Origin of the sequence: Sphingobium indicum BiD32 (assembly GCF_000382885.1) — a bacterium.
Taxonomy (GTDB): Bacteria; Pseudomonadota; Alphaproteobacteria; order Sphingomonadales; family Sphingomonadaceae; genus Sphingobium; species Sphingobium japonicum_C.
This window is the reverse complement of the sequence record NZ_CAVK010000072.1, coordinates 55,808-68,100: the sequence shown is the minus strand read 5'-3', so window position 1 is coordinate 68,100 and position 12,293 is coordinate 55,808. Positions and strand designations below refer to the sequence as shown.

The window sequence follows — 12,293 nt, the reverse complement described above, 5'->3', positions numbered from 1 at the left end:
GGCTGGATGCATCATCTGGTCATAGCGCCGATCGTCCTGCCGATGTTCGTCTGCGCGGTGCTGCTGGCCTTCGATGAGCGCCGACGGACGCTGAAGCGGCTGCTGAGCCTCGGGACGGCAGCCACGCTCGTCGTCATATCCGCCGCCCTTGTCTGGGAGGTCGATGCCGGCCGGTCGGCACTGCCCGGGACACCCCATGTCTATCTTCTCGGGAACTGGCCGGCACCGTTCGGGATCGTACTGGTCGCCGACCGACTGTCGGCCCTGATGGTTCTGCTGACCAGCGTGCTCGGCTTTACGGCGCTGTTTTATGCGATTGCCCGGTGGGATCGCTCGGGGCCGCGCTTCCACGTGCTCTTTCTGCTGCTCCTGGCGGGAGTGAACGGCGCGTTCCTCACCGGCGATGTGTTCAATCTCTTTGTCTTCTTCGAGGTACTGTTGGCCGCCTCCTACGGGCTGATCCTGCATGGCGCCGGCGAGGAGCGAACCAGGGCCAGCCTGCACTACATCACCATCAATATCGCGACCTCCCTCCTGTTTCTGATCGGGGTCGCGATGATCTATGCGGTGACGGGCACGCTCAACATGGCGGAGCTTGCGACGCGGATAACCAGTGTGCCCGCGGCCGACCTGATGTTGCTCGAAGCCGGTGCCGCGATCCTTGGCATCGCTTTCCTCCTGAAAGCGGGAATCTGGCCATTGAGCTTCTGGCTGCCGAGGACCTATGCCGCCGCCGCGCCGCCGGTGGCAGCGGTCTTCGCGATCATGACCAAGGTCGGCATCTACGTCATCCTGAGGCTGTCCTCGCTCCTGTTCGGCGAGACGTCGGGCGGAGCGGCGGGTTTCGCGGACGACTGGTTGATCTGGGCTGGCTTTGCGACGATGATCTACGGCACGCTCGGGATCCTGGCGACGCGCAAGCTCACCGGGGTCGCCGGCCATTATGTGATGGTCTCATCGGGAACGCTGCTCGCCGCGATCGGCATGGGCGGCGAACTCCTGATGGCTGCCCTGCTGTTCTATCTCGTCAGTTCGACGCTTGCGGTCAGTGCGCTCTACCTCATCATCGAACCTGTCGAACGCAATGCGGGCGAGGACGACATGATCGAGGGAATCGCCGAGCCCGTGTTCGATGACGAATATACCGGCGCGGTCGAGGAGGAGGAAGAGAACGAGATCGGGGTTGTCATCCCCGGTACCATCGCGATCCTGGGCGGCGGCTTCATCTTCTGCACGCTGCTTCTCGCGGGCCTTCCGCCCCTGTCGGGCTTCATCGCCAAGTTCGCGATCGTCGACGCGCTGTTCGGCAGCGCGGCAATTTCGCCGACAGCGTGGATCCTGATCACATTGATCATTGCCTCGGGGCTTGCGACGCTGATCTCGATGACGCGGGCGGGGATCGACCTGCTCTGGACGCCCAGCGAGGATTCGCCCCCAAGCCTCAGTGTGATCGAGGTCGCGCCGATCGGGCTGCTGCTTGCCGCTTGCCTCGCATTGATGGTTCTTGCCGGCCCGGTCTATCTTTACATGGAAGGCACAGCGGCGGCGCTGGCGGATCGATCGACCTATATCGGCGCGGTTCGCGGGGCTCCCCGGGTCGGCGAGGCAACGCGATGACGCGGCTGCTGCCTTTCCCGCTCCTGTCCGCCGCGCTTTTCGGCATGTGGGTCCTGTTGACCGGCTTTTCGCCCGGGCATGTCCTGCTCGCTGGCCTTGTGGCCTTGACCATTCCGCGTGTCATGCTGCTGCTGAAGGTCGAGAAGCCGCGCGTCCGCATCGGATGGTCGATGGTCAGGCTCGCGGGCTTCGTCCTCGGCGATATCATCCGCTCGAATGTCGCGGTAGGCCGGATCATCCTGTGCAAGCCGCCCGCCCGGCGCTCAGGCTTCATCCGGCTGCCGATTGCACTGGAAAACCGCTATGCGCTCGTCGTTCTGGCGGTCATCATCACGGCGACCCCCGGGACGCTGTGGGTCCAGCACGACGCCCGCCGCAAGATCATTCTCATCCATGTCCTCGATCTTGTCGATGAAGAGGCGTGGATCGCGCTTATCAAGAACCGCTATGAGAAACTGCTGATGGACATCTTCGAGTGACCGCGCTCGTCCTTGCGCTGGCAATCACTGCCGCGCAGATCCTGCTTGGCATCGCGATGGCTTGCGCCGCCTATCGGGCATTTCGCGGCCCCCGTGCACAAGATCGGATCCTGGGTCTCGATGCCCTGTATCTCGCGGGCATGTTGCTGCTTCTGACATACGGTATCCAGACGGGCCGGACGATCTTCTTCGAGGCAGCGCTCATCATCGCGGTGCTGGGGTTCGCCGGGACGGTTGCTCTCGCCAAGTTTCTGATGCGCGGCGAGGTAATCGAATGATCCAGGCGCCCGATCTCCCGCTCTGGGCAGCGATCATCGTGGGTCTGTTCGTCGTGCTGGGCGCCGTGATCACGCTTGTCGGCGCGATTGGGCTCATCCGCATGGAGACATTCTACGAACGGGTCCATCCCCCGACGCTCGGCATGACCCTGGGCACCGGCTTCGTTCTCCTCGCATCGATCACGTGTTTTTCAGTTATGCAGTCGCGGCCGGTGCTGCACGAGGTGCTGATCGCGGTTTTTGTCACGATCACGACGCCCATCACGTTGATGCTGCTCGCACGTGCCGCGCTTTACCGGGATCGGAGCGAAGGCGTGCAGGACGTACCAGGCGATTTTGGAGACGAGGGCGATGACTGATCGGTCCCGCTGAGCGGCCCGGCTTAATTGTTAGTGCGGCATTGCTGCGCGGTGCAGCCAGCGGAACCAGCTCCGTTCTGACAAATGTTGGCGCCATCAAAAAAGAGGTATATATAATACATATTAACGGCCGGGAGATCGGCTTCCGGTTTTGAGGCGTGATGGAGTTTCCCATGCTGACGGCAGGAAATCTTGCGAACCTGGATGAGCGTACGCTGGGCGAAATTGCCGTAGCCTTGCCTGGCGCAACCGCGTTGTTCCGGGGAGTAGGTCTCGATTATTGCTGTGGAGGGCAGGTCACGCTGCGCGATGCAGCGGCGGCCAGTTCGCTTGAACTCGCGGTGATCGTGGCAGAGCTGAGTGGATTGAAGCAGGGTAGCGTTACAACCCCGGCGGACCTCGATACCGGGTCGCTGATCGAAACCATCGTCACGCGCTTCCATCGCGTTCACAGCCAGGAACTCCCCGAGCTCATCCGCTTGGCTGAGCGGGTAGAGGTCGTTCACCAAGGGCATGTTTCGGTTCCAGCAGGCTTGGCCGTTCTGTTGAAGGCCATGCTCGGCGAGCTCACGATACATATGCAGAAAGAGGAACTGGTACTTTTTCCTCAAATGAACAACGGGGCAACCATGCCACTGGGGTTCCCGATCGCGGCAATGATGGCTGAGCATCAGGAGCACGGTGCCCAGTTGGAAGAGATCAAGAGGCTGACCCACGACCTCGCCGTGCCGGCAGATGGTTGCATGACGTGGCGAGCGCTATATTCTGGTCTTGCCAAATTTATGGATGACCTGATCGAGCACATTCATATCGAGAACAACATCTTGTTTCCGCGGTTTCTCTGAAATTCCGCGGTGAAAGCACAGGAAGTGACCAGTGGCGGATGCCTTGCTGGTGCCGGTGCTTGTTGGTCCCAAAGGCTCACGCGGACCGAAGAGGGTTGGCCGCTTTTGCCACCAGCAGGCAACCGGGCGCTGAAACGGGAATTGATGGGCAGCGTGTCTCAAGTGCCTGTCCAGAATTGCGGTATGATCTGCTCGAGGATGCCTCCCATGCGAACCGGCGAGACGCGGAGCGCCAACCCTGTCCGATCATCTGTTTCTACCGCGATACCGCATATTGTGGCCGTGCCGTCGGCGGCTTCAAAGCGTCCGGACGGAATACCCGTTGTCAGGCGGCGCAGCATTTCCTCCTTCTTGATGCCGATAACGGATTCGTAGTCACCCGTCATGCCGGCGTCGGTTATGTAGGCCGTGCCGCCGGGCAGAATGCGATGATCGGCAGTAGGGGTGTGGGTATGGGTGCCAGCCACGAGGCTGACGCGCCCATCGCAGAAATAGCCTGCAACCAGCTTCTCGCTGCTCGCCTCGCAATGGAAATCCACCACGATCGCATCTGCATCCTTTCGTAACGGACAGGCAGAAATTTCTTCGTCCAATAACCCGAAAGGATCGTTCACCGGGTCCATCATGAACAACCGACCCAGCGCATTGATCACAAGGGCGCGCTGGCCATTCTTGGCTTCGACCAGGGCGCTGCCGCGCCCCGGCGCGCCTGGAATGTAGTTGAGCGGGCGAACGAGACGTGGCGCGCGTTCGATAAATGTCAGGGCTTCTTTTTTGTCCCATGAGTGGTTGCCCAACGTCACGGCATCGGCACCTGCCGCGATGAGCTCGTGATAGATTGCTTCGGTAATGCCGAAACCTCCGGCCGCGTTCTCCCCGTTGACCACCACGAGATCGATTCGCCAATCTGCGATCATTTCGGGGAGATGCGCGGTGATGGCATTGCAGCCGGACTGACCGACGACGTCTCCAATGAACAGAATACGCAACCGGCACGCTCCTTGGATTGATCCTGCACATGCAGTCAGCACAAGAATAGGTCGGGCTGGGTGTTAGGCAATAGACTGTGATGTCTGGGTGGTTTGCCCTGATCGAAGCAATGGGCATTGATGATATGCGCAAGTCCACTGACAGCCTGATGTTGCCGGAAATAGGATTTTCACGCCTATATGGTCGCAGAGGTCTTCTTGATGAGAGGCGCGTACGCTTGAGCGGTAAGTCGAACGAGGGGACCGCCCGAATAGCCTCCGCGATTATCGAACGGGGGTGGGCCGCGCTATCCGGTGAACGGGTTCGCACCTTAATCGGTGAGGCAGGTCAGGACGAATGGGCTGTCTTCCAGGACAGTTGGTCCGTGCTCGGCCCGGATCGCTACATGGCGGACGGCGGTCGCTACCGGCGCAGGCGCCACGCGGCATTGGTGCTGGACGGAGGGCAAATCCGGACCTTGCCGCCGCGTCCACATTACCAGAGCCGTGACTATAATCCATTGAACGGGGGCATCGAACGCTGGTTCGCCCAGGTGAAGCCGGAGGTGCTCGGGGGAGCTGTCTTCAGGCAGTTGCTGGCGCTATGCGTTGATATCTTTGCGGTGAGGGATGTGGCTTGCGAGATCGAGGCTCATCAGTTCAGAATCGAGGCGGGAGAGGTGGAGGGGCGACCGACCCCCGAAGGCATGCACCGTGACGGTGTTGATTGGGTCGGTGTCTTTCTTGTCGGGCGTTGTAATGTCGTTGCAGGAACGACGCGCATCGCGATCGATGGCGTTCCGGCAATCACCGAGTTCACACTGAAGGATCCGCTCGACGCGGTATTTATCGACGACCGGCGCGTTCGGCATGGCGTTACGCCGATCAATCGCCTGGTTCCTGGTGTCGAGGCGCACCGGGATGTGCTCGTGCTCACTTTCCGCTACGCCTGAGGAGCCGAGGCAGCAGGGCGGTGGTTATGGAAACGGAAATCAGGGCAGTGCTGACAGGCCGGATCGCGCGGTTTGGCCCAAAGGGTGAGCCAAGCGGGTATCGCAAGGCAGTCCGCGCTGATCGGGTGACAGTGACCATGGTCGGTCTTTCGGATGATGAACAGGCCGACCTTGTCCATCATGGCGGCGTCGACAAGGCTGTTCACCACTATGCTATTGACCATCACGAGGCATGGGTAGCCGAACAGCCGGCGCTGGCGAGCGCCCTCGACGGACCGGGGGCGTTCGGTGAAAACGTCTCGACGCTGGGCTGGAAGGAAGACGATGTCTGCATCGGCGATCGTTTCCGCATGGGCACGGCCCTTGTCGAGATCAGCCAGGGACGTCAGCCCTGCTGGAAGTTGGGCCACCATTTCGGAGATCCGGCAATGGTTGGGCGCGTGGTCGGAACCGGTCGTTGCGGGTGGTATTACCGCGTGATCGAGCCAGGTGCGATCATGGCCGGCGACCGCATCCGGCTGATCGACAGGCGTTATCCGGAGTGGACGGTCGCGCGCACCTTTCGGATCCTGATTGGAAAGGTGCCGACATCACGGAGCGACATTGCTGACCTTGCCGGACTGCCGCAACTGTCGCGGTCGTGGCGAGCTCGGTGCCACGCCATGCTGGGCTGACAGAATGAGAATAATTCATGCCCTTCCATATTTACAGCCATGGGAGAGCAGCGAGGAGGCGGTTCATCGGATCGCCGGTGTGGTCGGGAAGTCGGAACCACTCGTCGGATGCCGGGCAATGTCTGCGAGCAGGTGCAGCGCGCCACCCGGCTTGCGCCCGCGAAGCGACATGTTGTTCCACGAACCTTGGTGAGCGCAAGGTGTTCTCGTTCGACAATGAACGGATCGATCCCTATTACCGTGAAGTGGTTAGGCCAGACATCAAGCGTCGATCCGATAGACTAAGCGGGAAGCATTGACGCGATCGCCTGACCGGCCGATGACGAGACCATGACGAATGGCCAATCCCATCGCACCCTGCGTGCCGGCAGACTGATCACGGGCATCTAGCCCCGGGCGCCTTCGCGGTTGTCCGGGGTCGGATTTCCGCGCAGGCGCTGCCTTCAACCTGCATCTTTCGTCACAGCCATGCTTTCCGGGAATGCGGCGTCTCCGAGGAGCGGACTCACGCCATGCCTCGTCAAAATCCCAAGGTCCACGCGCCGCGCGCCGCCAGACATCCCGTGCATTCGGCCTTTGCTGTCAGCCTCCCGCGCGCTCTTTCAAAACTGGGCTATTGCTCCCGTACCGAGGCGTTGGCTCTGATCGAAGCTGGCCGGGTGTTGGTGAATGGCAGGCCTGCTCGGTCGGCCAGCCAGCGCGTGGATATGTCCCAGGCGGTCATTGTCGTCGATGGAGGTCGGATCGCCGCGCAAGATAAGATCTACCTGATGCTCAACAAGCCGCGCGGCATTGTCACGACGCGTCGCGATCCACAGCAACGCGGCACCGTCTATGATTGCCTGCCCGGGGGACTGCCGTTTCTTTCACCTGTCGGCCGGCTCGACAAGGCGAGTGAGGGGCTGCTGCTTCTGACCAATGATACGCAGTGGGCGGAACGGCTGATGAATCCCGCTTCGGGCGTCACGAAGACCTATCATGTCAAGATCGATCGCACGGTGAGTGAGAGCTTTATTGCCGCCCTTTCCGAGCCGGTCGAGGATGGCGGGGAGTGCCTCAGTGCCAGGTCGGTGCGACTGCTCCGCACTTCGGCGCGATCGAGCTGGATCGAGATCGTGCTGACGGAAGGGCGGAACCGGCAGGTTCGTCGAATGATGGCAGCCCAAGGCGCGAATGTCCTGCGACTGGTGCGCGTCGCCATTGGCGGCGTGTCGCTCGGGGGTCTCGCCAAGGGAGAAACCCGGTCGCTGTCCAGTAGTGAACACACGGGCTTGGCGCGCTGATATGCTGGCGGAGAGTACGGTGCGCTAGGAAACGCCCTTCCCTCAGGGAACGGTGCGTCCGGCCCCACTGTATACCAGCGCATGCTTCGCCGTACTGCGGGCACGCTCAGCCACTCAGGCACCGTGGCGGCGGAAAAACCAGACTTTCACGAAATGGGTCAGTGCCGCATAGGCGATGAGGTAGCCCAGGATCACGGGCCAGTAGAGTGCCGGCAGAGGCTTGAATCCCAGCGTATGACCGAGCGGCGACAGCGGAAGAAGGGCCCCAATCAAGCAGATGCTGACGGTTGTCGCGATCAAAGGTGTCGATGCCCGGCTCTGGATAAAGGGAATCCGCCCTGTCCGGATGATATGGATGATCAGGGTCTGGGTCAGCAGGGATTCGACGAACCAGCCCGTCTGGAATAGAGCTGGGTTGTGCCAGGCATTGAAGACAAACAGCATTAGGGCATAGGTCGCGTAGTCAAAGATCGAGCTTATTGGCCCGATGAACAGCATGAAGCGCGCGATATTGCCGATTTCCCACTTGCGTGGGCTGGTGAGATATTCGGGATCGACATTGTCGGTGGGGATCGTCGTCTGTGAAAGATCATAGAGCAGGTTGTTGGTGAGGACCTGCAGCGGCGCCATCGGGAGAAACGGTAGAATGATGGATGCGCCAAGGACGCTGAACATGTTGCCGAAATTCGAGCTCGCACCCATGCGAATATATTTGATGATGTTGGCGAACGTCCGCCGGCCTTCGATGACGGCTGCGCCGAGTACCCGCAGGCTCTTTTCGAGCAGGATAATATCGGCCGATTCCTTGGCAACGTCGACCGCACTGTCGACAGAGACGCCGACGTCGGCTGCCTTGAGCGCCGGGCCGTCGTTGATCCCGTCACCGAGGAAACCGACGACATGGCCTGCGCCTTGCAGAGCTGCGATCACTCGGGCCTTCTGTGCGGGGGAAACTTTCGCGAAAATCTGAGTGTGCGATGCCTCGCGCGCGAGTGCCTCATCGTCCAGTTTCTCGATGTCGCTGCCGAGCATGATCCGCTCGACCGGCAGATCAACGTCACGGCAGATCTTCGCGGTTACGAGATCGTTGTCGCCGGTCAGGATCTTTACGGCGACACCCATCTCGAGCAATTCGCGCAGCGCTGTGCCGGCCGATTCCTTGGGTGGGTCGAGAAAGGCAGCGAAGCCGACGAGGACGAGGTCGCGTTCATCATCGAGTGTGTAGTTGTCGTGCCCGGCATCGAGCGTCCGACAGGCAATCGCCAGGACCCGGAAGCCATCCTGGTTGAGTTTCGTGGTCAGCCGCTGGATCGTGTGAAAATGGGAAGGGTCAAGGGGATGATCTGCGCCGGACTGCCGATAGCGCGACGAAATCTCGAAGATTTCCTCGACCGCTCCCTTGCAGATCAGCAGGGGCGCTTCATCGCCTCGCCGTACGACGATCGAGACGCGCCGGCGTTGAAAATCGAAAGGTACTTCGTCGAGTTTGACATAGTCACCGGTTGCGATCGGATGGTCCTCGATACCAGCGTGCGAGAGTATTGCCTCATCCATCAGGTTATGCAGGCCACTCGCGAAGTGCGAATTGAGCCAAGCGTAGGCTAGCACTTCGTCGTTGTCCTGGCCGGTAATGTCGAGGTGAAGTTTGAGGACCACCTTGTCCTGGGTAAGCGTGCCTGTCTTGTCGGTGCACAGGATGTCCATCGCCCCGAAGTTCTGGATGGCATTCAATCGTTTCACGATCGCTCGCTGGCGGGACATGGCGATCGCCCCGCGCGCCAGGTTCATGGTCACCACCATGGGCAGCATCTCCGGGGCGAGGCCGACCGCTACGGCCACCGCGAAGAAGAGGGCCTCGAACCAGTTGTGCTTGGTCAAGCCGTTGATCAGGAAGACCAGTGGTACCAGCACCATCATGAAGCGCAGCATCAGCCAGACGAACTGGTTGAGACCTTTGTCGAAGCTCGTGTCGCTGTTCGCCGCGACGATCCGGTCGGCGATCTCGCCGAAATAGGTTGAGCGGCCCGTCTGGAGAACGATGCCCGTGGCAAAGCCGCTGACGACGCTTGAACCCATGAAGCAGAGATTGGCTGTCTCGAGCACGGGCGCATCGCCTGACGGCAGTTCGGATTGCTTCTCAACCGGCATCGCCTCGCCGGTCAGCGAGGACTCGTTGACATAGAGATCATGGGCCTGGAGGAGCCTGAGATCGGCCGGAATGAGGTCGCCGGCGGACAAATGCACTACATCCCCGGGGACAACCTGCTCGAGCGGAATTTGTACGAATCCTTCGGCATCGGCATCGGCGTTGGCCATACCGGGCCGGCGGATCGCAGCATGTACTTGCACCATTTGCTTGAGCCGAGCGGCTGCGAGGCTCGATCGGTGTTCCTGGACGAAGCCAAGGCCGACGCTGAGCACGACCATAATGCCGATTACAACCGCCGAACGCAGGTCAGACAAAAACCAGGATATCGCCGCCAGCCCGAACAGAAGTCCGTTCAAGGGTGTGCGCAGGCGAAGCCAGATTTCGCGGAACAGCGAATAACGGGCTTCTTCGGCGATACGATTGGGACCGTATTGGCGGAACCGGCCCTCAACCTTGGCGGGCGTGAGACCGTGGGCATCGGAGTCGAGGTGGACAAACAGGTCAGCCGCGGGAAGCCGTGCCATGCCCGAAAGGGCCGAGAGGGCGTTCGATTGGCCGGTCTCGCCTGGCATTCAGGAGAGCCAGGCCAGATCGCGATGATGGGCCGGAGGCTTGACTTCGAAAGCGATCATACGATTGAGCTCTCCTGCCTTTGGTGCGGGCAAGAAATTGTTTACGCCAAATGGGGCGTGAGGCGCTAGCGAACAGTATGAGCTAGCACCTGGTCATTGCTGGTCTTGCGGTTAAGCCAGACGCGGGGGCCCCCTGAGCTCGTCACCCGATGCTATATAGCGGTAGCGGATAACGGGACGGGAGGTGGTAAGCCTCTCCCGGACCGGGCTCATACTCTCGTTGATGCCCAGCGACGCTGAGACGATTTCTCCGTCGACCGAGACTCAACTGTCCGCCAATCCCGTAGCTTCCCGGTCATGCGGGAAGCGCCTTACCCGGAAAGATGGGGTCAGGGCCGGCAATCGAGAGCCCTATGCGAATTGCGATGAGCATGTTGTTTTCTTACCTCTGACGGTCTCGAACGAGGCGTCGAAGCGGATTACTTGCGCCGGTCAGCGGCAACCACGGGCGTTACGGGGACGTAGATATTGCGGCTACCCGCAGCTGAGTAACGAGAGGTTAGACATGCACGCAATCATAACTTCCCAAGTCTTATACGACGCAGATGGCCTGCACATGGTGGCCCATCTGGCACGACCACAAGGCGAGGGGCCTTGGCCGGCAGTCCTCATTGGACACGACGGCGTTGGTCTTGACGACTACCAAAGGGGCCGCGCTGAGGATCTCGCCGCACACGGTTATATTGCACTCGCGATGGACTTTCACGGCGGACAGACCTTCTTTGGCAGGCCCGACGCGATGTTGGTTCGTGTCTTGCCCTTGCTGGCCGACGCTGGGCGGATGCGGGCTATTGGTCGCGTAGCACTGGACGTGCTCCTCGCGACACCTGATGTTGACGCCAACCGGCTCTTTGCTCTCGGCTATGGTGCTGGCGGCCATATCGTTCTTGAGCTTGCAAAAACGGGCGCACCCTTCAAAGCCATCGCGGTCGTTCATCCCAGCCTGCCGGAACCTGACGCCGATGACTGGCGCGACCTGACCAGCACTGTCCTCCTCTGTACTGGCTCCGAGGACCCGCTCTGTACTCCCGCTCAACTGCTCGCCTTCGGTCACGGATTACAGGGTGCCGGGGTTGATTGGCGCGTAAACGTCTATGGCGGAGCCGAGCACGCCTTCTGGGCGCGCCCGACGAATTCGGATGGCTCGCCGGCCGAGGGGCTCACGCATGTTCAAGCGACCGTGCCTGGTGTCGGCTATCACCCAAAACACACTGAGCGCGCATGGCGGGCGGTTCTTGATCTGTTCGGAGAGGGATCGAAATGAACGCTGCGGTGTCGGCACTGCGGTTCTGCTATTGGCGCACGCTCGATCGTCCGGTCCCGACCTGGAAGCTCCACCGGGTGAAGTATCCTCATGCGCTGCCAACCGTGCTCAGCCGCGAGAAGGTTGCGGGGATGCTGGTGCGACCGGCAACCTCAAGCATCAAGCGATCCTGTCCGTTACCTATGAGCCGGCTAGATGTTAGGAGATCGTCCCCCGGATATCGCTCTCAATATGACTGATATAACATTCATAAAGTCATCATATGACCGCTATATCGGTCATTATCTTGATTTCCCCCTCCGTCATGATATATGACTGATACAGCGGTCAATGGCGAATTTCGCGGCTGCCATAACGGGCAACGAGGCTCATATGAAGGAACATACCCGTAGCTATGCGCGCGTGACGCGCGAAGCCCTGACCATGATGGGAGGCCTCATTCGTCTCGGGCGCAAGCAGCGCAAGATGTCAGAGACTGATCTGGCAGCTCGGGTCGGTATTGCTCGCAGCACACTGCAATTGATTGAGAAGGGCCACCCCAAAGTCGAGATCGGACTGGTTTTCGAAGCCGCGATCCTGGTGGGTGTGCCGCTTTTCGTGGATGAACCTTCGCGGCTCGCACCTGAGATTTCACGGATTGATGACAAGCTTGCGCTCCTTCCTCGGTCCGTGCGCCGCGCGCGCTCGGAGGTGAAAGATGATTTCTGAACGGCCTCAGGCGGTCGCGGCGAACGGTCCCGGTCCGGCGCCGATCCCGGCCGCTACGGAAGCCTATGTCTGGATATGGTTGCC

Annotated in this window: 12 protein-coding genes; 10 read left to right on the top strand and 2 right to left on the bottom strand. The window is 60.7% G+C overall.

Features of this window, described 5'->3' with window-relative positions:
• The first annotated feature begins 6 nt into the window (after positions 1-6).
• From EBBID32_RS07895 to ric, 5 genes are all read left to right on the top strand, one after another.
• The gene (locus tag EBBID32_RS07895; protein ID WP_037489709.1) at positions 7-1,617 is read left to right on the top strand and encodes a monovalent cation/H+ antiporter subunit D; all 1,611 of its coding nucleotides are present in this window, start codon (positions 7-9) and stop codon (positions 1,615-1,617) included.
• On the top strand, positions 1,614-2,096 hold the full coding sequence (locus EBBID32_RS07890; protein WP_006953668.1) for a Na+/H+ antiporter subunit E: 483 nt from the start codon (positions 1,614-1,616) through the stop codon (positions 2,094-2,096). The genes EBBID32_RS07895 and EBBID32_RS07890 overlap by 4 nt, the downstream gene beginning before the upstream one ends.
• Entirely contained in the window at positions 2,093-2,374 is a 282-nt protein-coding gene (locus tag EBBID32_RS07885; RefSeq protein ID WP_006953666.1) for a K+/H+ antiporter subunit F, read from the top strand. The genes EBBID32_RS07890 and EBBID32_RS07885 overlap by 4 nt, the downstream gene beginning before the upstream one ends.
• Entirely contained in the window at positions 2,371-2,733 is a 363-nt protein-coding gene (gene mnhG, locus EBBID32_RS07880) for a monovalent cation/H(+) antiporter subunit G (RefSeq protein ID WP_006953664.1), read from the top strand. The genes EBBID32_RS07885 and mnhG overlap by 4 nt, the downstream gene beginning before the upstream one ends.
• A gap of 173 nt (positions 2,734-2,906) precedes the next feature.
• A complete protein-coding gene (gene ric, locus EBBID32_RS07875; protein WP_006953661.1) occupies positions 2,907-3,578 on the top strand; it encodes an iron-sulfur cluster repair di-iron protein in 672 nt (223 codons plus the stop codon).
• 158 nt (positions 3,579-3,736) lie between these two features.
• On the opposite strand, the gene EBBID32_RS07870 is transcribed toward ric, so the two are convergent.
• Positions 3,737-4,567, bottom strand: a complete 831-nt coding sequence (locus EBBID32_RS07870; RefSeq protein WP_006953660.1) for a TIGR00282 family metallophosphoesterase — start codon at positions 4,565-4,567, stop codon at positions 3,737-3,739.
• A gap of 80 nt (positions 4,568-4,647) precedes the next feature.
• Here EBBID32_RS07870 and EBBID32_RS07865 point away from each other — a divergent pair, with 80 nt between their 5' ends.
• The 3 genes from EBBID32_RS07865 to EBBID32_RS07855 all read left to right on the top strand — a co-directional run bounded on the left by EBBID32_RS07865 (position 4,648) and on the right by EBBID32_RS07855 (position 7,456).
• Positions 4,648-5,499 carry a 2OG-Fe dioxygenase family protein gene (locus EBBID32_RS07865; protein WP_231382142.1) on the top strand — a complete coding sequence of 284 codons (852 nt, stop codon included), beginning with the start codon at positions 4,648-4,650 and terminating at the stop codon, positions 5,497-5,499.
• A 137-nt stretch (positions 5,500-5,636) separates the two neighbouring features.
• Complete coding sequence (locus tag EBBID32_RS07860) at positions 5,637-6,173, top strand: MOSC domain-containing protein (protein ID WP_231382141.1); 537 nt, start codon at positions 5,637-5,639, stop codon at positions 6,171-6,173.
• 512 nt (positions 6,174-6,685) lie between these two features.
• Positions 6,686-7,456 carry a pseudouridine synthase gene (locus tag EBBID32_RS07855; protein ID WP_006953654.1) on the top strand — a complete coding sequence of 257 codons (771 nt, stop codon included), beginning with the start codon at positions 6,686-6,688 and terminating at the stop codon, positions 7,454-7,456.
• A gap of 114 nt (positions 7,457-7,570) precedes the next feature.
• On the opposite strand, the gene mgtA is transcribed toward EBBID32_RS07855, so the two are convergent.
• Positions 7,571-10,177: a magnesium-translocating P-type ATPase gene (gene mgtA / locus EBBID32_RS07850; protein ID WP_006953652.1), complete on the bottom strand. Its 2,607-nt coding sequence runs from the start codon at positions 10,175-10,177 to the stop codon at positions 7,571-7,573.
• 616 nt (positions 10,178-10,793) lie between these two features.
• On the opposite strand from mgtA, the gene EBBID32_RS07845 reads away from it, so the two are divergent.
• Positions 10,794-11,501 carry a dienelactone hydrolase family protein gene (locus EBBID32_RS07845; RefSeq protein WP_196805613.1) on the top strand — a complete coding sequence of 236 codons (708 nt, stop codon included), beginning with the start codon at positions 10,794-10,796 and terminating at the stop codon, positions 11,499-11,501.
• A gap of 372 nt (positions 11,502-11,873) precedes the next feature.
• Entirely contained in the window at positions 11,874-12,209 is a 336-nt protein-coding gene (locus EBBID32_RS07840; protein ID WP_037489697.1) for a helix-turn-helix transcriptional regulator, read from the top strand.
• The last annotated feature ends 84 nt before the right edge of the window (positions 12,210-12,293 follow it).

Excerpts from the sequence above, each read along its gene's own strand:
- EBBID32_RS07895 (WP_037489709.1), top strand. The coding sequence starts at position 7 with ATGCATCATCTGGTCATAGCGCCGATCGTCCTGCCGATGTTCGTCTGC.
- EBBID32_RS07860 (WP_231382141.1), top strand. The coding sequence starts at position 5,637 with ATGGTCGGTCTTTCGGATGATGAACAGGCCGACCTTGTCCATCATGGC.
- EBBID32_RS07855 (WP_006953654.1), top strand. The coding sequence starts at position 6,686 with ATGCCTCGTCAAAATCCCAAGGTCCACGCGCCGCGCGCCGCCAGACAT.
- mgtA (WP_006953652.1), bottom strand. The coding sequence starts at position 10,177 with ATGCCAGGCGAGACCGGCCAATCGAACGCCCTCTCGGCCCTTTCGGGC.
- EBBID32_RS07845 (WP_196805613.1), top strand. The coding sequence starts at position 10,794 with ATGGTGGCCCATCTGGCACGACCACAAGGCGAGGGGCCTTGGCCGGCA.
- EBBID32_RS07890 (WP_006953668.1), top strand. The coding sequence starts at position 1,614 with ATGACGCGGCTGCTGCCTTTCCCGCTCCTGTCCGCCGCGCTTTTCGGC.
- EBBID32_RS07865 (WP_231382142.1), top strand. The coding sequence starts at position 4,648 with ATGTCTGGGTGGTTTGCCCTGATCGAAGCAATGGGCATTGATGATATG.
- mnhG (WP_006953664.1), top strand. The coding sequence starts at position 2,371 with ATGATCCAGGCGCCCGATCTCCCGCTCTGGGCAGCGATCATCGTGGGT.
- ric (WP_006953661.1), top strand. The coding sequence starts at position 2,907 with ATGCTGACGGCAGGAAATCTTGCGAACCTGGATGAGCGTACGCTGGGC.
- EBBID32_RS07840 (WP_037489697.1), top strand. The coding sequence starts at position 11,874 with ATGAAGGAACATACCCGTAGCTATGCGCGCGTGACGCGCGAAGCCCTG.